Source organism: Variovorax sp. VaC1 (assembly GCF_043658315.1).
GTDB lineage: Bacteria > Pseudomonadota > Gammaproteobacteria > Burkholderiales > Burkholderiaceae_C > Variovorax.
Map to the genome: position 1 here is coordinate 548,112 of NZ_JBIGLT010000005.1, position 18,613 is coordinate 566,724.

21 protein-coding genes are annotated in these 18,613 nt (G+C 68.8%); 12 read left to right on the forward strand and 9 right to left on the reverse strand.

The window, feature by feature from the left end; translation table 11 throughout:
- The first annotated feature begins 17 nt into the window (after nucleotides 1-17).
- Genes ACGLHS_RS22620 through ACGLHS_RS22630 form a run of 3 tightly spaced genes read left to right on the forward strand, consistent with a single transcriptional unit; the run spans nucleotide 18 to nucleotide 1,677 of the window.
- Complete coding sequence (locus ACGLHS_RS22620) at nucleotides 18-365, forward strand: hypothetical protein (protein WP_394483391.1); 348 nt, start codon at nucleotides 18-20, stop codon at nucleotides 363-365.
- Complete coding sequence (locus tag ACGLHS_RS22625; RefSeq protein ID WP_394483393.1) at nucleotides 362-1,180, forward strand: zeta toxin family protein; 819 nt, start codon at nucleotides 362-364, stop codon at nucleotides 1,178-1,180. Before ACGLHS_RS22620 ends, ACGLHS_RS22625 begins: the two co-directional genes overlap by 4 nt.
- Nucleotides 1,177-1,677: a GFA family protein gene (locus ACGLHS_RS22630; protein ID WP_394483395.1), complete on the forward strand. Its 501-nt coding sequence runs from the start codon at nucleotides 1,177-1,179 to the stop codon at nucleotides 1,675-1,677. Before ACGLHS_RS22625 ends, ACGLHS_RS22630 begins: the two co-directional genes overlap by 4 nt.
- A gap of 59 nt (nucleotides 1,678-1,736) precedes the next feature.
- Here the strand turns inward: ACGLHS_RS22630 and ACGLHS_RS22635 are convergent, their stop codons facing one another.
- Complete coding sequence (locus tag ACGLHS_RS22635; protein ID WP_394483397.1) at nucleotides 1,737-2,639, reverse strand: LysR substrate-binding domain-containing protein; 903 nt, start codon at nucleotides 2,637-2,639, stop codon at nucleotides 1,737-1,739.
- A 185-nt stretch (nucleotides 2,640-2,824) separates the two neighbouring features.
- Here ACGLHS_RS22635 and ACGLHS_RS22640 point away from each other — a divergent pair, with 185 nt between their 5' ends.
- From ACGLHS_RS22640 to ACGLHS_RS22655, 4 genes are all read left to right on the forward strand, one after another.
- Entirely contained in the window at nucleotides 2,825-4,024 is a 1,200-nt protein-coding gene (locus ACGLHS_RS22640; RefSeq protein WP_093241960.1) for an acyl-CoA dehydrogenase, read from the forward strand.
- A gap of 8 nt (nucleotides 4,025-4,032) precedes the next feature.
- A complete protein-coding gene (locus ACGLHS_RS22645; RefSeq protein ID WP_394483399.1) occupies nucleotides 4,033-5,271 on the forward strand; it encodes a CaiB/BaiF CoA transferase family protein in 1,239 nt (412 codons plus the stop codon).
- Nucleotides 5,272-5,287: 16 nt separating this feature from the next.
- Nucleotides 5,288-5,716 carry a VOC family protein gene (locus ACGLHS_RS22650; RefSeq protein ID WP_394483401.1) on the forward strand — a complete coding sequence of 143 codons (429 nt, stop codon included), beginning with the start codon at nucleotides 5,288-5,290 and terminating at the stop codon, nucleotides 5,714-5,716.
- Nucleotides 5,717-5,920: 204 nt separating this feature from the next.
- Complete coding sequence (locus ACGLHS_RS22655; protein WP_394483404.1) at nucleotides 5,921-6,337, forward strand: organic hydroperoxide resistance protein; 417 nt, start codon at nucleotides 5,921-5,923, stop codon at nucleotides 6,335-6,337.
- 73 nt (nucleotides 6,338-6,410) lie between these two features.
- On the opposite strand, the gene ACGLHS_RS22660 is transcribed toward ACGLHS_RS22655, so the two are convergent.
- Both ACGLHS_RS22660 and ACGLHS_RS22665 read right to left on the reverse strand, forming a co-directional pair.
- Nucleotides 6,411-6,869 (reverse strand): CopD family protein, encoded by a 459-nt coding sequence (locus tag ACGLHS_RS22660; protein ID WP_394483406.1) that lies wholly within the window; start codon nucleotides 6,867-6,869, stop codon nucleotides 6,411-6,413.
- A 41-nt stretch (nucleotides 6,870-6,910) separates the two neighbouring features.
- A complete protein-coding gene (locus ACGLHS_RS22665; protein WP_394483408.1) occupies nucleotides 6,911-7,879 on the reverse strand; it encodes a LysR family transcriptional regulator in 969 nt (322 codons plus the stop codon).
- 115 nt (nucleotides 7,880-7,994) lie between these two features.
- Here ACGLHS_RS22665 and ACGLHS_RS22670 point away from each other — a divergent pair, with 115 nt between their 5' ends.
- The 5 genes from ACGLHS_RS22670 (at nucleotide 7,995) to ACGLHS_RS22690 (ending at nucleotide 13,463) form a co-directional block, all read left to right on the forward strand.
- Complete coding sequence (locus tag ACGLHS_RS22670) at nucleotides 7,995-9,335, forward strand: DUF3100 domain-containing protein (protein WP_394483410.1); 1,341 nt, start codon at nucleotides 7,995-7,997, stop codon at nucleotides 9,333-9,335.
- Between the two features lie 25 nt (nucleotides 9,336-9,360).
- Entirely contained in the window at nucleotides 9,361-10,530 is a 1,170-nt protein-coding gene (locus ACGLHS_RS22675) for a M20 aminoacylase family protein (protein WP_394483412.1), read from the forward strand.
- Between the two features lie 4 nt (nucleotides 10,531-10,534).
- On the forward strand, nucleotides 10,535-11,920 hold the full coding sequence (locus ACGLHS_RS22680; RefSeq protein ID WP_394483543.1) for an L-serine ammonia-lyase: 1,386 nt from the start codon (nucleotides 10,535-10,537) through the stop codon (nucleotides 11,918-11,920).
- A gap of 89 nt (nucleotides 11,921-12,009) precedes the next feature.
- Nucleotides 12,010-12,840: an oxaloacetate decarboxylase gene (locus ACGLHS_RS22685; protein ID WP_394483415.1), complete on the forward strand. Its 831-nt coding sequence runs from the start codon at nucleotides 12,010-12,012 to the stop codon at nucleotides 12,838-12,840.
- A gap of 23 nt (nucleotides 12,841-12,863) precedes the next feature.
- Nucleotides 12,864-13,463 (forward strand): uracil-DNA glycosylase family protein, encoded by a 600-nt coding sequence (locus ACGLHS_RS22690; RefSeq protein WP_394483417.1) that lies wholly within the window; start codon nucleotides 12,864-12,866, stop codon nucleotides 13,461-13,463.
- Here ACGLHS_RS22690 and ACGLHS_RS22695 read toward each other — a convergent pair.
- The 6 genes from ACGLHS_RS22695 to ACGLHS_RS22720 all read right to left on the reverse strand — a co-directional run bounded on the left by ACGLHS_RS22695 (nucleotide 13,450) and on the right by ACGLHS_RS22720 (nucleotide 18,561).
- Complete coding sequence (locus ACGLHS_RS22695) at nucleotides 13,450-14,442, reverse strand: tripartite tricarboxylate transporter substrate binding protein (RefSeq protein WP_394483419.1); 993 nt, start codon at nucleotides 14,440-14,442, stop codon at nucleotides 13,450-13,452. The genes ACGLHS_RS22690 and ACGLHS_RS22695 overlap by 14 nt on opposite strands.
- A 65-nt stretch (nucleotides 14,443-14,507) precedes the next feature.
- A complete protein-coding gene (locus ACGLHS_RS22700; RefSeq protein ID WP_394483421.1) occupies nucleotides 14,508-14,864 on the reverse strand; it encodes a cupin domain-containing protein in 357 nt (118 codons plus the stop codon).
- A gap of 20 nt (nucleotides 14,865-14,884) precedes the next feature.
- Nucleotides 14,885-15,892 (reverse strand): zinc-binding alcohol dehydrogenase family protein, encoded by a 1,008-nt coding sequence (locus ACGLHS_RS22705; RefSeq protein ID WP_394483423.1) that lies wholly within the window; start codon nucleotides 15,890-15,892, stop codon nucleotides 14,885-14,887.
- Nucleotides 15,889-16,797, reverse strand: a complete 909-nt coding sequence (locus ACGLHS_RS22710; protein WP_394483425.1) for a 3-keto-5-aminohexanoate cleavage protein — start codon at nucleotides 16,795-16,797, stop codon at nucleotides 15,889-15,891. Before ACGLHS_RS22710 ends, ACGLHS_RS22705 begins: the two co-directional genes overlap by 4 nt.
- The gene (locus ACGLHS_RS22715) at nucleotides 16,794-17,558 is read right to left on the reverse strand and encodes an SDR family NAD(P)-dependent oxidoreductase (protein WP_394483427.1); all 765 of its coding nucleotides are present in this window, start codon (nucleotides 17,556-17,558) and stop codon (nucleotides 16,794-16,796) included. The genes ACGLHS_RS22710 and ACGLHS_RS22715 overlap by 4 nt, the downstream gene beginning before the upstream one ends.
- 136 nt (nucleotides 17,559-17,694) lie before the next feature.
- Complete coding sequence (locus ACGLHS_RS22720) at nucleotides 17,695-18,561, reverse strand: dioxygenase (RefSeq protein ID WP_394483429.1); 867 nt, start codon at nucleotides 18,559-18,561, stop codon at nucleotides 17,695-17,697.
- Nucleotides 18,562-18,613: the final 52 nt, after the last annotated feature.

The window sequence follows — 18,613 nt, forward strand, 5'->3', positions numbered from 1 at the left end:
TGAGCGATCATTCACGCATGACACGCGAAAAAACTACCGCACGCGACAGCGCGAAAGGGCAACTGGTCCAGGGCCGGTCGGTCGCGACGCTGGGGCGGGGTATGGAACTGGTCAAGGTCGGCAAGGCGCCTCGCCCGGTCGTTCGCCCCGAGGACAACACGACGGTGCTGCTGAAGAAGGCGGCCCGCGCGCTCAACAAGCCCGGCATCGACAGGGCGGACGTCTTTCGCGGGCCCAACGCGGCCAAGATATTCGCCTACTACGCCTACCCGCAAGACCCGACCCGGGTCGTTCGCGAGGCCGCCGATGGCACGAAGGTCATCGGCCGGCTGGTCGAAGGCAGGTTCCGCGCGAGCAAGGCGTGAGCCGCCGCCCTCCGAAGCTCGACAAGCTGCTGGAGCAGACGCGCGGCCCGCGTCCGGTGGCCTTCGTGCTGGCCGGCCACAACGGGTCGGGCAAGTCCACCCTCTGGTACTCGCGGCTGGCGGCGTCGCTGCAGATGCCGCTGATCAATGCGGACCGGATGATGATGTCCATCCTGCCCGACGCCGACCATCGCACCGGCCACATCCCCGCATGGGCCCAGCGCCTGCGCGATGACGACGAGAAATGGCAGGTCCTGTCGCAGGAAGGCGTGCGCGCCTTCAAGAGCCTCGTCATGGACCAGCGCATGCCGTTCGCATTCGAGACGGTCTTTTCCCACTGGAAGCCATTGCCCGGCGGCGGCCATGCGTCGAAGGCCGACGACATCCGCGCGATGCAGGCGGCGGGCTACTTCGTCGTCCTGCTGTTCGTGGGGCTCGTCTCGGTCGACATGTCCGTCTTTCGCGTGAGCACGCGCAAGCAGCAGGGCGGCCACGGCGTGGAGCACAAGAAGCTCATCGAGCGGTTTCCGCGCACGCAGGCCGCGGTCGGGCACGCGACGCAGATCGCGAACATGACGCTCATGTTCGACAACAGCCGCTCCGAAAAGAACGCGTTCGCGCTGGTGCGGGCGCAGGCGAAAAGGTCGGTTCTTTTCGACGCGCGAGACCCCCAGTTCGATGTGGACCCGGAACTGCGGGCCGTGTGCGACCCCTGGCTCGAAAAAGTCGCCGGCCCCTTCAAGCCACCACGCGCCTCGCGGCCGAAGAAGGCCACGCCGCCGCCGCAACAACCACAGGGTCAGAGCACCCCATGAGCACCTCGAATCCATCCCCCGATCAATCCAGCGACTGGCAACTCCCCTGGTCCGGCGGCTGCCGCTGCGGCCAGGTGCGCCTGCGCATCACCGCGCCGCCGCTGCTGTCGATGGCGTGCCACTGCACCGGCTGCCAGACCATGAGCGCGAGCGCCTTCTCGCTCTCGCTCGCCATTCCCGCGCAGGGCTTCGAGGTGGTGTCGGGCGAGCCCGTCATCGGCGGCCTGCACGGTGACTCGCACCATTTCTTCTGCCCGCATTGCAAGAGCTGGATGTTCACGCGCACCGAGGGCATGGACTACTTCGTCAATCTCCGGCCGTCGATGCTCGACCGGCACGCATGGGTCGAGCCCTTCGTCGAAACCTGGACCGACGAGAAGCTGCCCTGGGCCACGACGCCCGCAAAGCACAGCTTCGGCGCCTTGCCCGCGATGGATGCCTTTCCTGCGCTGATCGAGGCCTATGCCCGGGAAGGTGCCCGGCCCGCAAAGGGCTGAGGCGCATGGCGTCCTGAATCGTTCTCGGCCACCAGGCATTCAGAGGGCAGGGCAGCGCGTCAGCCCTGCCGCGCCTGCGCCAGCAGCCAGTCGCTGAAGAACTTCAGCAGCGGCCGCTGGTCGGCGCGCTCCGGTGTCACGAGGTAGTAGTTGCGCTCGCCCGAGAGCGGCCGTGGGCACGCCACCACCAGTTCGCCGCGCGCCAGTTCGTCGGCCACCAGCATCGTCGGCATCAGCGCCACGCCCAGGCCGTGCGAGGCGGCGGCGGCCAATATCGAGAACAGCTCATAGCGCGGCCCGCCGCGCGCATTGGGGGCATCTACCTGCTGCGCATCGAACCACTGACGCCAGCCGTCGGGCCGCGTGCTTTGCTGCAGCAGCGGCATCTTCGCGATGGCCGCGGGCGCCACGGCCTTGCCGCGCGGCAGCAGCGACGGGCTGCACACCGGCACCACGTCTTCATGCATCAGCAGCAACGCATGCGTGCCTGCCCAGTTCTCGACCTGCGCGGGCGTGCCGGCGTACAAGGCCGCATCGAATTCCGCATCGGCAAAGAGAAAGGGGCGCGTGCGCGTCTCGATGTGCACCACCACGTCGGGCTGCAGCGCGGCGAATCCCTTCAGGCGCGGCATCAGCCAGCGCGTGGCGAAGGTCGGCACGGCCGCCAGCGACAGCGAACCGCCTTCGCCCTGGTGCGCCATCGCGTCGAGCGTGTCGCGTTCCATGGCTTCGAGCCGCTTGGTGATCTGCCGTGCATAGGCCGCGCCGCTCGCGGTCAGCGCCACGCCGTGCCGCGTGCGGCGAAAGAGGGCGACGCCCAGGAAAGCTTCGAGCGTGCCGATCTGGCGCGACACCGCGCTCTGCGTAAGCGCCAGTTCCTGCGCGGCGCGGGTGTAGCTCTCGTGGCGCGCGGCGGCGTCGAAGCACACGAGGGTTTGCAGGGGTGGGATCTTGCGACGCATGTATGCCTCGGGTGTATGTATGGAGGAGCGGCCTTACCAATGAAAGAACGGCTCGAACATCTTGCAAGACATTCTACAAACGCATATCTGGGTGAGGATTCATCGTTTGCACCCGTCCCCTCGCGTGGCTAGGATCGAGGCCATCCCCCTCTTTTCTCTTTTTCCCCTCTTTCCGGAGACAGCACATGGCCGCCAAAGCGCAATTCCACTGGGACGATCCCCTTCTTCTCGACCAGCAACTGACCGACGAAGAACGCATGATCCGCGACGCGGCCAATGCCTATTGCCAGGAGCGCCTGGCGCCCCGCGTCATCGAGGGCTTCCGCACCGGTGAGACCGACCCCGCCATCTTTCGCGAAATGGGCGCGCTCGGCCTGCTCGGCCCGACGATCCCCGAGCAGTACGGCGGCCCCGGCCTCAACTATGTGGCCTACGGCCTGATCGCCCGCGAAGTCGAGCGCGTCGATTCGGGCTACCGCTCGATGGCCAGCGTGCAAAGCTCGCTGGTGATGGTGCCGATCTTCGAATTCGGCACCGAAGCGCAAAAGCAGAAGTACCTGCCCAAGCTCGCCACCGGCGAATGGATCGGCTGCTTCGGCCTGACCGAACCCGACCACGGCTCCGACCCCGGCAGCATGGTCACGCGTGCCAAGAAGGTGCCGGGCGGCTACTCGCTCAGCGGCGCCAAGATGTGGATCAGCAATTCGCCCATCGCCGACGTGTTCGTCGTGTGGGCCAAGGAAGTCAGCGAAAGCGGCACGGTCGGCCCGATCCGCGGCTTCGTGCTCGAGAAGGGCATGAAGGGCCTCTCGGCCCCCGCGATCCACGGCAAGGTCGGCCTGCGCGCCAGCATCACCGGCGAGATCGTGATGGACGGCGTGTTCTGCCCCGAAGAAAACGCCTTCCCCGAAGTGCAGGGCCTGAAGGGCCCGTTCACCTGCCTGAACAGCGCCCGCTACGGCATCTCGTGGGGCGCGCTGGGTGCCGCCGAAGACTGCTGGCACCGCGCCCGCCAGTACACGCTCGACCGCAAGCAGTTCGGCCGCCCGCTCGCCGCCAACCAGCTCATCCAGAAGAAGCTGGCCGACATGCAGACCGAGATCACGCTGGGCCTGCAAGGCAGCCTGCGCCTGGGCCGCATGAAGGACGAGGGCACGGCCTCGGTCGAGATCACCTCGATCATGAAGCGCAACAACTGCGGCAAGGCCCTGGACATCGCCCGCCTGGCGCGCGACATGATGGGCGGCAACGGCATCAGCGACGAGTTCGGCGTGGCACGCCACTTGGTGAACCTCGAAGTGGTCAACACCTACGAAGGCACGCACGACATCCACGCGCTCATCCTGGGCCGCGCCATCACCGGCATCGCCGCTTTCGCCAACTGAACGAGCGCATGAGCACCAAGCCCGCAGCCCTGGACGGCATCAAGGTCCTCGATCTGTCCCGCGTGCTCGCGGGCCCGTGGTGCACGCAGATCCTTGCGGACCTGGGCGCCGACGTCGTCAAGATCGAGCGCCCCGGCGTGGGCGACGACACCCGCACCTGGGGTCCGCCGTTCATCAAGGACGCGAACGGCAACGACACCGACCAGGCCAGCTACTTCACGTCCTGCAACCGCAACAAGCGCTCGGTCACCATCGACATGGCCACGCCCGACGGGCAGGCACTGCTCAAGCAGATGGCGGCTCAGGCCGACATCGTGGTCGAGAACTTCAAGACCGGTGGCCTCAAGCAATACGGCCTCGACCACGAGAGCCTGCGCGCGGCCAACCCGCGCCTCATCTACTGCAGCGTGACCGGCTTCGGCCACGACGGCCCGTATGCCGAGCGCGCGGGCTACGACCTGATGATCCAGGCCATGACCGGCATGATGAGCATCACCGGCCGCCCCGACGACGTGCCCGGCGGCGGCCCGCTGCGCGTGGGCGTGGCGCTCACCGACCTCTTTACCGGCGTCTACGCGAGCACCGCGATCCTTGCGGCGCTGCAGGTGCGCGACCGCACCGGCGAAGGCCAGCACATCGACATGGCGCTGCTCGACGTGGGCATGGCCATCCTCGCCAACCAGGCGAGCGCGTTCCTCAACACCGGCAAGGCGCCGCAGCGACAGGGCAACACGCACCCGAGCCTGGCGCCCTACCAGGACTTTCCGACGCAAGACGGATCGATGCTGCTGGCCATCGGCAACAACGGCCAGTTCGCGCGCTTCTGCGAAGCGGCCGGCCACGCAGAGTGGGCGGCCGACGCGCGCTTTGCCACCAACACCCTGCGCGTGAAGCACCGCGGCGTGCTCATTCCGATGATGGAAGAGCTCACCCGCACCCGCACCACTGCCGACTGGGTCACGCTGCTCGAAGACAAGGCCGTGCCCTGCGGCCCCATCAACGACATCGCGCAGGCCTTCGACGATGCGCAGGTCAAGTCGCGCGGCCTGGCGGTCACGCTGCCGCGCGATGCGGGCGACGGCATCGCCAGCATCACCGGCGTGGCGAGCCCGCTGCGCTTGACGGCCACGCCGCCGGTGCTGCGCCATGCACCACCGGCGCTGGGCCAGCACACGCAGGAAGTGCTGGCTGAAATGGGCATCGACGCCACGCGCTTCGAGGCCCTGCGTTCGGCCGGCGTCGTCTGAAGAAAAGGTCGATGGCATGACGAGCCCGATGCGCCCACCGTTCTCGGTGCTGCGCATCGACCATGTCGTGCTGCGCGTGAAAGACGTCGATCGATCGATCGCCTTCTACTGCGACGCGCTGGGCTGCACCGTCGAGAAACGCCGCGACGACCTGGGGCTCGTGCACCTGCGCGCGGGTGCCAGCCTGATCGACCTCGTCACGCCCGATGGCCCGCTGGGAAAGCAGGGCGGCGCGCTGGCAGGCGCGGAAGGCCGCAATGTCGACCACCTGTGCCTGCGCATCGAACCCTTCGACGAAGCCGCGATCCGCGCACGCATGGCGCAGCACGGCGTGCCGGTGCACGGCGAGGTGCAGAACAACTTCGGCGCCGAAGGCAACGGCCCGTCGATCTACCTCAGCGACCCGGACGGCAACAGCGTCGAACTCAAGGGCGCGGCGCACTGATTCGCCGCCGCCCGGCTTGCCGCGCATTGGGTTTTTGTACGCCAGTGTGTCTGGCCGCCCGCCGCACACATGCGCACGCAAAAGTGCACCCGGCCCGACACATCGCGGATACAGCCCACGGATTCAATCCATGCATCGCCATCCCGGCGACCCCGTGCAGCAGGCAAGCCCCCTGCTGGCGGGCCACCCCTGCAAGGAATCCCCATGAGCTCCACCGCAAAGATCCTCTACACCGGCAAGACCCACACCACGGGCGGACGCGACGGCGCATCGCGCAGCGACGACGGGCGCCTCGACATCCAGTTGTCGCCGCCCGGCACCTCGGGCACCGGCACCAACCCCGAACAACTGTTCGCGGCCGGCTGGTCGGCCTGCTTCATCGGCGCCATGGGCCTGGCGGCCGGCAAGCTGAAGATCAAGCTGCCCGCCGACCTCGCGGTCGATGCCGAAGTGGACCTGGCCAACACCGACGGTTCGTACTTCCTGCAGGCGCGCCTGCGCGTGAGCCTGCCCGGCATCGAGCGCGACACCGCACGCGCCATCATCGACACAGCGCACCAGACCTGCCCGTACTCCAAGCTCACGCGCGGCAACATCGAGGTTGATTTGCAGCTGGCGTGAACGTCGTCGTTATCGCCATTGCCACCCGGCGCGCACCAGTGCGCCGGGCGTCTGGAGAAGGGCGCGCGCCGGCTCAGCCCACGCGCCCGATGGTCGCCACCCCGAACACCACCACGCCCAGCACCAGGTTCATGCCCACCAGCTGGCGCACCGTATTGAGCAGCGAAGCCGCCTTGGGCCAGGCGCTTTCTTCGACCGCACGCCGCAGCGCCCTGAACACCGAGGCGCGGATGTAGACATAGATGGCGGCCATCACGATCGCGATGCTCATCATGGCTTCGATGCGCCAGTGCATCGCGCGGAAGCCGCCGCTCACCATGATCATTCCCACGCCGCTCAGGAACAGCAGCGTGACGGACGCGTCCACGCCGACGAAGAAGCGCCGCAGCGTCGCGGCCATCATGCGCAGGCGCAAGGGCGGCTCCAGCGTGGCGACGGTAGCGGGGCGCACCGCGAAGTGCATGGTCGCCATGCCGCCGACCCAGAAGGCGGCGCAGAGCAGATGGATGAAAAGCGGAATGACGTAGGACATGGGGGCCGATCAGAACACCGAAAGGCCCCGGTGCGCAACGCTCAGGCCGCCACGCCGCGGGCGCGCGGGGCCGCTCGCCTTTCTTTCCCGGTCGCCAGGTCGGCATAGCGCCGCATGTCGGTCACGATCAGCCGCAGCAGCGCTGCAGCCGCCGGCGACAGCATGCGGCCATGCCGCGAGACGATGTGCGAGCGCCCCTGCGACAGCAGCGGGTTCTTCATCGGCAGTTCGACCAGCGTGGTGTTGTCCGCGTTGGGCGTGAGCGAGATCCGCGTGCCCAGCGTGTAGCCCAGCCCGGCCGACACGAAATGGCCGAGCGCGCTGAACGACGTGGTGGTGAGCAGCGCGGGCAGCCGCACGCCTTCGCTGATCTCGGCGGCCTCGATGTGCTGCCGCACGCCGAAGTTGCGGTGCAGCGTCGCGCCCGGGTAAGGCAGCAGGTCGGCCAGCTTGAGCGGGCGGCCGAGCCGCGCGAGCGGGTGCGAGGCCTGCACCATCGTCTGGATGGGCTGCGCATGCGACTGGTGCGAGGTCAGCCGCTCGTCTTTCGGGGGCTGGAACAGCATGCCGATGTGGGCGCGCTCCTCGACGATGCGCCGCACGATCTCGTCGGTGCTGGCCACGTCCAGGTCGATGGTGATCTTCGGGTGCGTGGTCATGAAGTCGCGCAGGCTGTGGCGCATCAACCAGTCGACATAGCCTTCGCCCGCCACGATGTCGATGTGGCCGCGCTCGATCTTGCGGATGCTGTCCATTTGCGCCAGCAGGTGCTGCTTCTGGTTCTGCTGGCGCCGCACGTAGCCGGCCAGCATCTGGCCCGCGTCGGTGGGCACCACGCCGCGGCCGTGGCGCTCCAGCAGCGGCACGCCGCATTCCTTTTCAAGAATGCCGATGGCGCGGCTGACGGCGGAAGGGTCCATGTCGAGCACGTCGGCGGCGCCGCGCACCGAGCCGCTTTCGAGCACCTGGATGAAGTAGCGCACGCGGCGGGTGTCGAGTTTGTCGTCCATGGCGGGTGCTTCGAGTGTTGCATTCAATGCACCAAATATCCTCATTTGCTGTCATTGATGCAAGTGCTCGGCAGCCCGACACTCGCCGGCACCTCGCCAGAAGAAGCTCCCACACATGACCTCTGCCGCCTCCACGCTCGACACCATGGCCCCGGCGACCGCCTCGGGAAAACTCAGGCTCGCGCTCGTGACCCTCGCCATCGTGGCGGTGGCAGAACTCATCGGCCCGGTGCAATTCAGCGTCGGGCCGGGCAAGGTGGCGCTGCTGCCGATGCTGTGGGCATTGCTGATCGCGGCGGTCTGGGGCATCGCGCAGCGCCGCGTGCCGGGCGTGGTGCGCGTGGCGCCCGCGCAGCAGTCGTTTGCGGGCGGCCTGCTCAATGCGGGCCTGCTGCTGTTCGTCGTGAAGCTGGGCCTGACGGTGGGCGCGGCGCTGCCGCAGGTCAAGCAGGCGGGCTGGGCGCTGCTGTTCCAGGAGTTCGGCCATGCCCTCGGCACGCTGGCGCTGGGCCTGCCGCTGGCGCTGCTGCTGGGCATCAAGCGCGAGGCCGTGGGCGCCACCTTCTCGGTGGGCCGCGAGGGCAATCTCGTGATCATTGGCGAGAAGTACGGCATGGCCTCGCCCGAAGGCCGCGGCGTGCTGGCCGAGTACATCACCGGCACGGTGCTGGGCGCGCTGTTCATCGCGGTGCTGGCGGGCTTCATCGCCAGCCTGCACATCTTCGATCCGCGTTCGCTGGCCATGGGCGCGGGCGTGGGCTCGGGCAGCCTGATGGCCGCGGCGCTGGGCGCCATCGCCGCGCAGCAGCCGGCCGAGATGCTGCCGCAGCTCACCGCGATTGCCGCCGCATCGAACCTGCTGACCACGGTGGCGGGTTTCTACTTCACGCTGTTCCTGTCGCTGCCGCTGTGCTCGTGGCTCTACGGCAAGCTGGAGCCGGTGCTGGGCCGCTTCTCGAAGCGCGGTGCGCAGGACGCTGCCGGCACGGGCGCGGTGTCCCAGGTCAGCGTGGGGCACGGCAACGCGCTGCCGCTGCGTGACACGCTCATCGCCTGGGCGGTGGTGGGCGGCGGCGTGCTCATCGGCAACTCGCTGACCTACAAGGTGCCGATGCTGGTGTCGCTCGAAGGCATGGCCGCGGTGGTGGCGATCGCGCTGGTGGTCGAGGGCATCAAGCGCCTCGTGCCGCGCCTGCCGATGGTGCTGGTGCTGTCGGTGGTGGCAACGGTGGTCGGCATTCCGGGCCTGTTCCCGTTCTCCGACGCGCTGATCGCGCTGACCGCCAAGCTCAACTTCCTGGCCTTCACCACGCCGGTGCTGGCGCTGGCCGGCTTCTCCGTCGCGAAAGACCTGCCGGTGTTCCGCCAACTGGGCTGGCGCATCGTGGTGGTGTCGCTCACCGCCACGGCGGGCACCTTCCTCGGCGCGACCGTCATCGCCGAATTCTTCCATTGACCCCACGACCACGAGAGAGACCGCCATGTACCGCGAACCCGAAATTGCCGAAGACACCCGCGAGCGCATGCTCGGCTGGCGCCGCGACATCCACGCCAACCCCGAGACCGCCTTCGAGGAACACCGCACCGCCAACGTCGTCGCCAACGCGCTGATGCTGATGGGCCTGCCGGTGCATCGCGGCCTGGCCGGCACCGGCGTGGTGGCCACGCTGAAGAACGGCGAAGGCCCCAGCATCGCGCTGCGCGCCGACCTCGACGCACTCAACATGCAGGAGCTGGGCACGCAGCCGCACGCCTCCAAGTGCGCCGGCAAGATGCACGCCTGCGGCCATGACGGCCACACCGCCATGCTGCTGGGCGCGGCCGAACACCTGTCGCGCCACAAGCCGTTCAAGGGCACGGTGCAGTTCGTGTTCCAGCCGGCCGAAGAGAACGAAGGCGGCGGTCGCGTGATGGTGGACGAAGGCCTGTTCGACCAGTTCCCCGCCGATGCCGTGTACGGCATGCACAACTTCCCCAGCCTGCCGCGCGGCCAGTTCGCGATCCGCAAGGGCACGATGACGGCCTTTCTCGACACCTTCGAGATCGTCATCACCGGCAAGGGCAGCCACGGCGCCATGCCCGAGACCGGCATCGACTCGGTGGTGGTGTCGGCCCAGCTCGTCAATGCGTTGCAGACCATCGTGAGCCGCCGCACCGGCGCCACCGATTCGGCCGTGGTCAGCGTCACGCAGATCCATGGCGGCGACACCTGGAACGTGATTCCCGAAACCGTGGTGCTGCGCGGCACCGTGCGCACGCTCGACCCCGAAATCCAGGACAAGACCCAGGCCGCGATGCAGCAGATCTGCGACGGCGTGGCGCAGACCCACGGCGCGAAGGTGGCGCTCGACTACCGACGCGGCTACCCCGGCGTGGTCAACACCGCCACCGAGACCGATGCCGCCATTGCCGCCGCCGCCAGCCTGGTCGAGCGCGCACAGGTCAAGACCGACATTCCGCCGGCCATGGGCTCGGAAGACTTCGCCTTCATGCTGCAGAAGCGCCCCGGCGCCTACATCGGCATCGGCGCGGGCGAGGGCCCGAACGATCCGAACGTGCACAACCCGTACTACGACTTCAACGACGCCATCCTGCCGCTGGGCGCCGCCTACTGGGTGGCACTGGTCAAACAGCAGCTGCCGGCCGCATGATGCGCTGATGCTCTCAGCCTTCGACATCTTCAAGATCGGCATCGGGCCGTCCAGTTCGCACACCGTCGGGCCGATGCGCGCGGCGCTGATGTTCGCGCGGTCGCTCGAAACACGCGGCGTGCTCGCGCGGGTGGCGCGACTGCATGTGGACCTGTTCGGCTCGCTCGGCGCCACGGGCCACGGCCATGCCACCGACCAGGGCGTGATCCTCGGCCTCTTCGGCGACGCGCCCGACACGGTGCGGCCCGAGACCGTGCAGCCGCGCCTCGACGCGCTGCGCCGCACCGGCCAGCTGAGCCTGCTGGGCACCACGCCCATCGCCTTCGACCGCGTGCGCGACATCGCCTTTCGCGGCGAAGAGTCGCTGCCCGAGCACCCGAACGCCATGCGCTTCACCGCCTTCGCGGCCGATGGCGGCACGCTGGCCGAGGGCACGTATTTCTCGGTTGGCGGCGGCTTCGTCGTCGAAGGCGGGCAGGCCGTGGCCGCGACGGTGGCTGCGGCCGCCGCCGTGCCGCATCCCTTCTCGACCGGCGACGAACTCATGGCGCAATGCCGTGCCAGCGGCCTGTCGGTCGCGGCGCTGGTGATGCGCAACGAATGCGTGTGGCGGCCCGAGGCCGAAGTGCGCAGCGGCCTGCTGCGCATCTGGGGCGTGATGCAGCAGTGCGTGCAGCGCGGCTTCGGCATCGACAACCCGCTGGCCGCGCACGCGCTGCCCGGCCCGTTGCGCATGCGCCGCCGTGCCCCCGAGCTGAACCGCGAGCTGCTGGCGCAGGCCGGCGCGGCCGACCCGCTCGCGGTGATGGACTGGGTCAACGCCTTCGCGATGGCGGTGAACGAAGAGAACGCGGCCGGCGGCCGTGTCGTCACCGCGCCCACCAACGGCGCGGCCGGCGTGGTGCCCGCCGTGATGCATTACTACCAGCGCTTCGTGCCGCAGGCGAATGACGACGGCATCGTCGACTTCCTGCTCACGGCAGCGGCCATCGGCATGCTCTACAAGGCCAACGCATCGATCTCGGGTGCCGAGGTCGGCTGCCAGGGCGAAGTGGGCGTGGCCTGTTCGATGGCTGCCGGTGCCCTCGCTGCGGTGCTCGGCGCTACGCCGGCACAGGTCGAGAACGCCGCCGAGATCGGCATGGAACACAACCTGGGCCTGACCTGCGACCCGGTCGGCGGCATGGTGCAGATTCCGTGCGTCGAGCGCAACGCGATGGGGGCCGTGAAGGCCATCAACGCGGCACGCATGGCGCTGCGCGGCGACGGCAGCCACTATGTGTCGCTCGACGCCGTGATCCGCACCATGAAGCAGACCGGCGAGGACATGAAGTCGACCTACAAGGAGACCTCGCTCGGTGGCTTGGCGGTGAACGTGGTGGAGTGCTGAGGGGCATTGCCTGTGCCCGGCGCGGCTTTGTGCCGCTGCGTCAGAATGCGGGGCCCCCGTCGCCCATGACTCAGAAAGATGAGGCTCCCATGACCCGCTCCATCGCCCAGAAACGCGCCGACTTCCGCGCGCTCCACGCACAAGGCTGCTTCGTCATCCCGAACCCCTGGGACACCGGCAGCGCACGCTACCTCGAAGGCCTGGGCTTCAAGGCGCTGGCCACCACCAGCTCGGGCTTTGCATGGTCGCGCGGCCATGCCGACGGGGCGCTGTCGCGCGACCAGATCCTCGACCACCTGCGCGAACTCGTGGCCGCCACCGACCTGCCGGTGAACGCCGACTTCGAGAACGGCTTTGCCGCCGATGCGCAGGGCGTGGCCGAAAGCGTGCGGCTCGCGGTCGAGACCGGCGTGGCGGGCCTGTCGATCGAGGACTCGACGGGCAACGCCGCCGATCCGCTCTTTTCCATCGACGTCGCGGTCGAGCGCATGCGCGCCGCGCGCAAGGCCATCGACGCCAGCGGCGCCGACGTGCTGCTGGTCGGCCGTGCCGAAAACTTCTTCGCCGGCCGCCCCGATCTGGACGACGCCATTGCCCGGCTCAAGGCCTATTCAAATGCAGGCGCCGATTGCCTCTACGCACCCGGCATCAAGACCCGCGAGCAGATCGCCGCCGTGGTCGCGGCGGCCGGCGGCAAGCCGGTCAACCTGCTGGTCGGCGCGGCCAGCGAGCTCACGATGAAGGACATTGCCGAGCTGGGCGTGCGGCGCGTCAGCGTCGGCGGCGGGCTCGCGCGCGCGGCATGGGGCGGCTTCATGCGGGCCGCGCGCACGCTGTCGGAAGAAGGCCGCTTCGACGGCTTCGCGGATGCCGCGCCGGGCGTCGAACTCAACGCCTTCTTTCGTCCGTTCGCGCAGTAGCCGGCCGCACCGAAGAAACCCCGGTGGATCTTCTTCTCACCGAGATCCGCAACTGCCGCGCCTGCGCAGCGCATCTGCCGCTGGGCCCGCGGCCCATCGTGCAGGTCAGCCGCACCGCGCGGCTGCTGATCGTCGGGCAGGCCCCGAGCCTGACCGTGCACCAGACCGGCGTGCCATGGAACGACCGAAGCGGCGACCTGCTGCGCCGCTGGCTCGGCATCGACCGCGACCTGTTCTACGACGCGACGCAGATCGCCATCGTGCCGATGGGCTACTGCTACCCGGGCCGCGGCAAGAGCGGCGATTTGCCGCCGCGCAAGGAATGCGCGCAGCTCTGGCATGCGCGGTTGTTCGCCGAGCTCAAGAATGTCGAGCTGACTCTGCCCATCGGCCAGTACGCGCAGCACCACCTGCTGGGCAAGACCGCGCGCGGCAGCGTCACCGAAACGGTCGAGGCCTTCGCGGACTACGGGCCGCGCGTCGTGCCGCTGCCGCATCCTTCGCCGCGCAACACGGGCTGGTTCAAGCACCACCCGTGGTTCGAGCGCGATGTGCTGCCGGTGCTGCGCGAGCGGGTTCGCCAGGTGCTGGCCCCGGCCCCGGAGGGCGTCAGTCGACCCTGATGTTCGCGGCCTTGACCACCTGCCGCGCCTTGCCGGTCTCGTCGACGATGAACTTGTTGAACTGCGCCGAAGGCATGGTGAAGGGCTCGGCACCGAGTTTTTCCAGCCGCTCCTTCAGCTCGGGCGACACCATGATCTTCGCGACCTCGGCCTGCAGGCGGTCCACGATCGGCTGCGGCGTCTTGGCGGGTGCGAAGAGCCCGACCCAGAACAGGTACTCCGAGCCCGGCACGCCGGCCTCCACCGTCGTGGGTGCGTTGGGCAGCGCCGCCGAGCGCTTGCCCGTGCCGGCCGCCAGCGCCTGCAGCTTGCCGGTCTGGATCAGCGGCAGGGCCGACACCATCGGTGCGAAGAACCAGTCGACGCGCCCGGCCATCACCTCGGTCATGGCCTCGGGCGTGCCGCGAAAGGGCACGTGCTGCGCGTCGATGCCGGCCGCAAGGCGGAACACCTCGGCGTTCATGTGCGTGGCCGAGCCGTTGCCGGCGGAGCCGTAGTTGAAGTGGCCCGGCTTGGCCTTGACCTGCGCCACGAGGTCTTTCACGTTCGCGAAGTGCGCGGGCGCGGTGACCAGCACGTTGGGCAGGCTGGCCATCGGCGTCACGCCGGTGAAGTCCTTCAGCGTGTCGTACGACAGGCCCTTGTAGATCCACGGGTTCACGAGGTGGCCGGCCGAGTGCACCAGCAGCGTGTAGCCATCGGCCGGCGACTTGGCCGTGATCGCCGCGCCCAGCGTGCCGCCCGCGCCGGGCCGGTTGTCCACGATCACGCTGGTGCCCAGCACCGGGCTGAGCTTCTCGGCCACCAGCCGCGCGACGATGTCGGTGCCGCTGCCTGCGGTGAACGGCACGACCAGCTTGATCGGCTGCGTGCCCGGCCAGTTGCCCTGCGCGTGCGCGCCGCCGAGCGTGGATGCGGCGACGAACGCCGCGACCACGGCCAGCGTCTGCCGACGGGTCCAGGTGAAAGTCTTCTTCATGCGTCTTGTCTCCGTTGATTTGTTTCGTTGGGCGATGGATGACCGAAAGAGAAGAGGGGAGGCCGCTACGGCGGTGGCGCGTTCGGCATCACCAGCGCCACCAGCACCGGCCGGTTGCTGCGGTTTTCGAGCTGGCGCTTTTCGCCGGGCGCAAAGCGGCAGCTGTCGTAGGGGCCGAGCACTTCTTCTTCATGTGCGCCGTCGAGTTCGCCGACCACATGCAGCTGGCCTTCGAGCACGAGGTAGAGCTTTTCCATCGGCGAGCCGTCCAGCCCGGTGCGGCCGCCCGGAAGGATCTGGCTCATGCCCATCCACATCTGCGTGGAGGGGCCGGCCTCCTTGCCCTGCAGGCGCAGGCAGCGCATGTCGAAATGGTTGGGCGCCTCGTAGTGCGGTGCTTCGTTGAAACGGGTCACGTGCATGGCGGTTGTCCTTCGTGGGTTCAGGGCCGCAGCACGACGCGGTCGGTGCTGCCCGACAGCACCAGCCGGTAGGCGTCCATGGCTTCGTCGAGCGTGAAGTGGCGTGCGACCGGAAAGGGCTTGAGCGTGCCGCGCTCGAAGCCCTCGCGCATCGCGTCGAGCTGCGCGGTCGAGGCCACGCAATCCATCGCGAGCGAGTCGATGCCCACGAAGGTGTGCATGCCGCGGTAGAACGCGAAGATGTCGAAGGGCACCGCGCGGTCGTGCGTGGCAATGAATATCTGCGTCGCGCCCTTGGCCATCGCCTTGTTGGCGGCCTCGAAGTAGGCGCTGCCCACGGTGTTGTAGACGATGTGCGCGCCGCGCCCGTCGGTCAGCTCGCGCACCCGCGCGGCCACGTCGGAGTGGTGGCGCGCGTCGATCGTGTCCACCGGCCCGCTCGCAAAGCCCGCGTAAGGGCCCGCATGGCGCTGCACCGCGATCACGCGCGCGCCGGCCTGCGACGCAAGCTGCACGGCGGCCTGCCCGACCTTGCCGTTGGCGCCGAGCACCAGCACCGTCTGCCCGGCCTGCGGCATGCCGCTGCGGCGAAAGCCTTCATAAGCGGTGACGAAGGGCACGCCCACCGCGCCGGCCTCGTCCATCGAAATGCCGCGGGGCTTGGCGCGCAATGCAGCTTCGGGCAACACGAGGTAGCGCGCATGCGAGCCGTCGCGCGTGATGCCGTTGTCGCCGCCCGAGCCGTAGACCTCGCGGCCGATCCATTCGGTGGGCCCGCTCACGACGGTGCCCGCGAAGTCGCGGCCCGGCGTCCGGGGCCAGACCGCCTGCGGCATGAGGCCCAGCGTTGCCTTCACGTCGCTCGGGTTGACTGCCGCGGCGGCGATGCGCACCACGGCGTGGCCGGGGGGCGGTGTGGGTTCGGCCTGCGGGGCGGCTTCGAGCTTCAGCGCATCGAGGTTGGCGGCCTTCTCATGCACGCGCAGCGCGCGCGAGGTGTGAACGGGGTGCATGGCTGCGACGCTCATCGTTTCGCTCCTTGCACGGTGCGTGCGTCGGGCAAGCCCAGCATCGCGCGCGCCTCGCGCGGGTTGGCGATCTCGCCGCCCAGGCTTTGCAGGATGTCGCGCGCCTTCGCCACGAGTTGCGCGTTGCTCTGGGCCAGCACGCCCTTCTCGAGGTAGATGTTGTCTTCCATGCCCACGCGCACATGGCCACCCAGCAGCCAGGCCTGCGCGACGATGGGGAACTCCATGCGGCCGATGCCGAAGGCGCTCCAGAAGGCGCCGCGCGGCAGCATGTTGCGGGCGTACAGCAGCGTCTCGGGCGTGGGGGCAAAGCCGTACTTCACGCCGAGCACGAAGGTCCACATCGCGGGGCCGTCGAGCGTGCCGTCGGCGATGAGGTCGAGCGCGAGGTTGATGTCGCCCGAATCGAAGATCTCCAGCTCGGGCTTCACGCCCGCTTCGCGGATCACCTTCGCCATGCGGCGCACGTTCTTCGGCGTGTTCATCACCACGTCGGGGCCGGAGTTCATGGTGTTCAGGTCGAGCGAGCACACGTCGGGCCGGATGAGCGCGATGTGCTCCACGCGCTTCTCGGGCGGCAGCAGCGTGGTGCCGGGCGCGGCGATCTTCGGATCGTCCTCGCTCGGAATGAAGCGCCCGCCGGGGCCGGTCGTGAGGTTGATGATCAGCTCGCGGTTCTCGCGGCGGATGCGCTCGACCACCTCGCGGTACAGATCGATTTCCATCGATGGCTTGCCGGTCTCGGGGTGGCGCACATGGATGTGCACCTGCGCCGCGCCGGCTTCGGCGGCGGCCAGGCATTCGTCGGCGATCTGCACCGGCGTTATCGGCAGGTGCGGCGTCTGCTCGGGCTTCACGAGGTTGCCCGTGACGGCGCAGGTGATGAGGGTCTTGGCGGTGCTCACAGGTGGCGCCCTCCATCGACCACGATGCGCGTGCCGGTGACGAAGCGCATCGTCGTCGCGAGCGCCTCGACCGTGGCCGCCACGTCGTCGGGCTTGCCGATGCGGCCCAGCGGCGTGGTGCTCGCCATCTTGCTTGCGAACTCCGCGCCACGGCCCGGCACGAAGCCCGACTCGACCGCGCCCGGCGACACCGACACCACGCGCACCGCCGGCGCGAGCGCCTTGGCCAGCGCATCGCCGACCACGTCGAGCCCGGCCTTGGCCGCGACATACGCCAGGTTGCTGCCCACGCCCGTGAAGCCCGCGATCGACGAGATGTTGACCACCAGCCCGTCGCCGCTGGCCTTGAGCATCGGCGCGAAGGCGCGGATGGTCGCGAACACGCCGCGGAAGTTGGCGCGCACGATGTCGTCGATGAGTTCGTCGGTCAGCGCATCGAGATCGCCCGCCGCCACGGGCTGCGTGTGCCCCGCGCTGTTGACCAGGATGTCGCAGCGCCCGTGCACGGCCTTCACCTCGGCGGCGGCCGCGTTCAGGCTGGGCGTGTCGACGATGTCGGCGCGGATCGCGCCGTGGCGCTGCCCGTGGGCGTGGGGCAGGGCGGCCGCGCGTGCGGCCGCATCGTCGCCCTTGCGGTGCAGCAGCACGCAGGTGGCGCCGAGCGCGGCCAGGCGCGCGGCCGTGGCGTAGCCGATGGCGCCAAGGCCACCGGTGATGACGGCAACCTTGCCGTCGAGTCGGGAGACAGGATCGAAGCTCATGGGTTTGAGAAGAGTGGGTTGATTGGGGTGATGCCTTTTCGCGGAACACCGCGGAACCGGCTTTGCCGGGCCGCTGGTGTTGCCCCCTCGAAGGGGGTTGGCGAAGCGACACGAAGTGCGCGAAGCCTGGGGGTGGTCAAGGTATGGGTGGGCGGGGGAACTTCATCTCGCCCGGTTCGAGCTGGAAGTCGTACTGCAGCGTGGCGGTCTTGCCATCGGGCGCGAGGGCGAAGCGGCCGATCAGGCGCTGCGTCACGCCGAAGGTCGGGTCGCTTTCCAGGTTCTCGTCGTCATCGGCGAACACCTGCGTGATCAGCACCTTGTGCCCCGGTTTGCTCACCATGAAGTGCAGGTGCGCGGGCCGGTTGGGGTGGCGCCGTTGCGCGCGCAGCAGCACGCCGCAGGGGCCGTCGGTCGGCACCGGGTAGCCGGCGGGCCGCACGCTGAAGAAGTGAAAGCGCCCCTGCGCATCGGTGGTGAAACGGCCGCGCAGGTTCATGTCGTCCTGCGACGGGTCCTGGTTTTCGTACAGGCCCACGGGCGAGGCCTGCCACACGTCGACCGTGGCATCGGCCATTGGCTGGCCCTCGCCGTCGCGCACCGTGCCCGTCACTTCCAGCGGAATGCCCGGCGTGCCCGAGCGCGCGATGTTGTCGCCCGCCGCGCAGGCCGGCGAGTTCGCGCGCCAGAAGGGGCCCAGCAGCGCGGCCGGCGATTCGCCTTGCGGGTCCTGGTTGTTCTGCAGCGCCACCACGGTGGACACGCCGAGGATGTCGGCCGCCAGCACCACCTCGTTCTTGGTCTCGCCGGTGGCGTGGCCGATGGCGACGATGAATTCGAGCGCCTGCTCGAACTCTTCCTCGGTCAGCTTCACCTCCTGCACGAAGGCATGCAGGTGGCGCGTGAGCGCTTCCATCACGGTGCGCAGCCGAGGGTCGGGGGTGCGCTTCATGGCGTCGAGCGTGAAGCCCAGCACCGAGTCGGGGGAGGTGGCGATGTTCATGGGGTGGTTTATGCAATCGTTTGCACGATATTAGTCCAAATCTCCAAAAAGT

Coding starts and splice junctions, on each gene's coding strand:
- ACGLHS_RS22620 (WP_394483391.1), top strand. CDS start 18: ATGACACGCGAAAAAACTACCGCACGCGACAGCGCGAAAGGGCAACTG.
- ACGLHS_RS22630 (WP_394483395.1), top strand. CDS start 1,177: ATGAGCACCTCGAATCCATCCCCCGATCAATCCAGCGACTGGCAACTC.
- ACGLHS_RS22635 (WP_394483397.1), bottom strand. CDS start 2,639: ATGCGTCGCAAGATCCCACCCCTGCAAACCCTCGTGTGCTTCGACGCC.
- ACGLHS_RS22640 (WP_093241960.1), top strand. CDS start 2,825: ATGGCCGCCAAAGCGCAATTCCACTGGGACGATCCCCTTCTTCTCGAC.
- ACGLHS_RS22645 (WP_394483399.1), top strand. CDS start 4,033: ATGAGCACCAAGCCCGCAGCCCTGGACGGCATCAAGGTCCTCGATCTG.
- ACGLHS_RS22650 (WP_394483401.1), top strand. CDS start 5,288: ATGACGAGCCCGATGCGCCCACCGTTCTCGGTGCTGCGCATCGACCAT.
- ACGLHS_RS22655 (WP_394483404.1), top strand. CDS start 5,921: ATGAGCTCCACCGCAAAGATCCTCTACACCGGCAAGACCCACACCACG.
- ACGLHS_RS22660 (WP_394483406.1), bottom strand. CDS start 6,869: ATGTCCTACGTCATTCCGCTTTTCATCCATCTGCTCTGCGCCGCCTTC.
- ACGLHS_RS22665 (WP_394483408.1), bottom strand. CDS start 7,879: ATGGACGACAAACTCGACACCCGCCGCGTGCGCTACTTCATCCAGGTG.
- ACGLHS_RS22670 (WP_394483410.1), top strand. CDS start 7,995: ATGACCTCTGCCGCCTCCACGCTCGACACCATGGCCCCGGCGACCGCC.
- ACGLHS_RS22675 (WP_394483412.1), top strand. CDS start 9,361: ATGTACCGCGAACCCGAAATTGCCGAAGACACCCGCGAGCGCATGCTC.
- ACGLHS_RS22685 (WP_394483415.1), top strand. CDS start 12,010: ATGACCCGCTCCATCGCCCAGAAACGCGCCGACTTCCGCGCGCTCCAC.
- ACGLHS_RS22695 (WP_394483419.1), bottom strand. CDS start 14,442: ATGAAGAAGACTTTCACCTGGACCCGTCGGCAGACGCTGGCCGTGGTC.
- ACGLHS_RS22700 (WP_394483421.1), bottom strand. CDS start 14,864: ATGCACGTGACCCGTTTCAACGAAGCACCGCACTACGAGGCGCCCAAC.
- ACGLHS_RS22705 (WP_394483423.1), bottom strand. CDS start 15,892: ATGAGCGTCGCAGCCATGCACCCCGTTCACACCTCGCGCGCGCTGCGC.
- ACGLHS_RS22715 (WP_394483427.1), bottom strand. CDS start 17,558: ATGAGCTTCGATCCTGTCTCCCGACTCGACGGCAAGGTTGCCGTCATC.
- ACGLHS_RS22720 (WP_394483429.1), bottom strand. CDS start 18,561: ATGAACATCGCCACCTCCCCCGACTCGGTGCTGGGCTTCACGCTCGAC.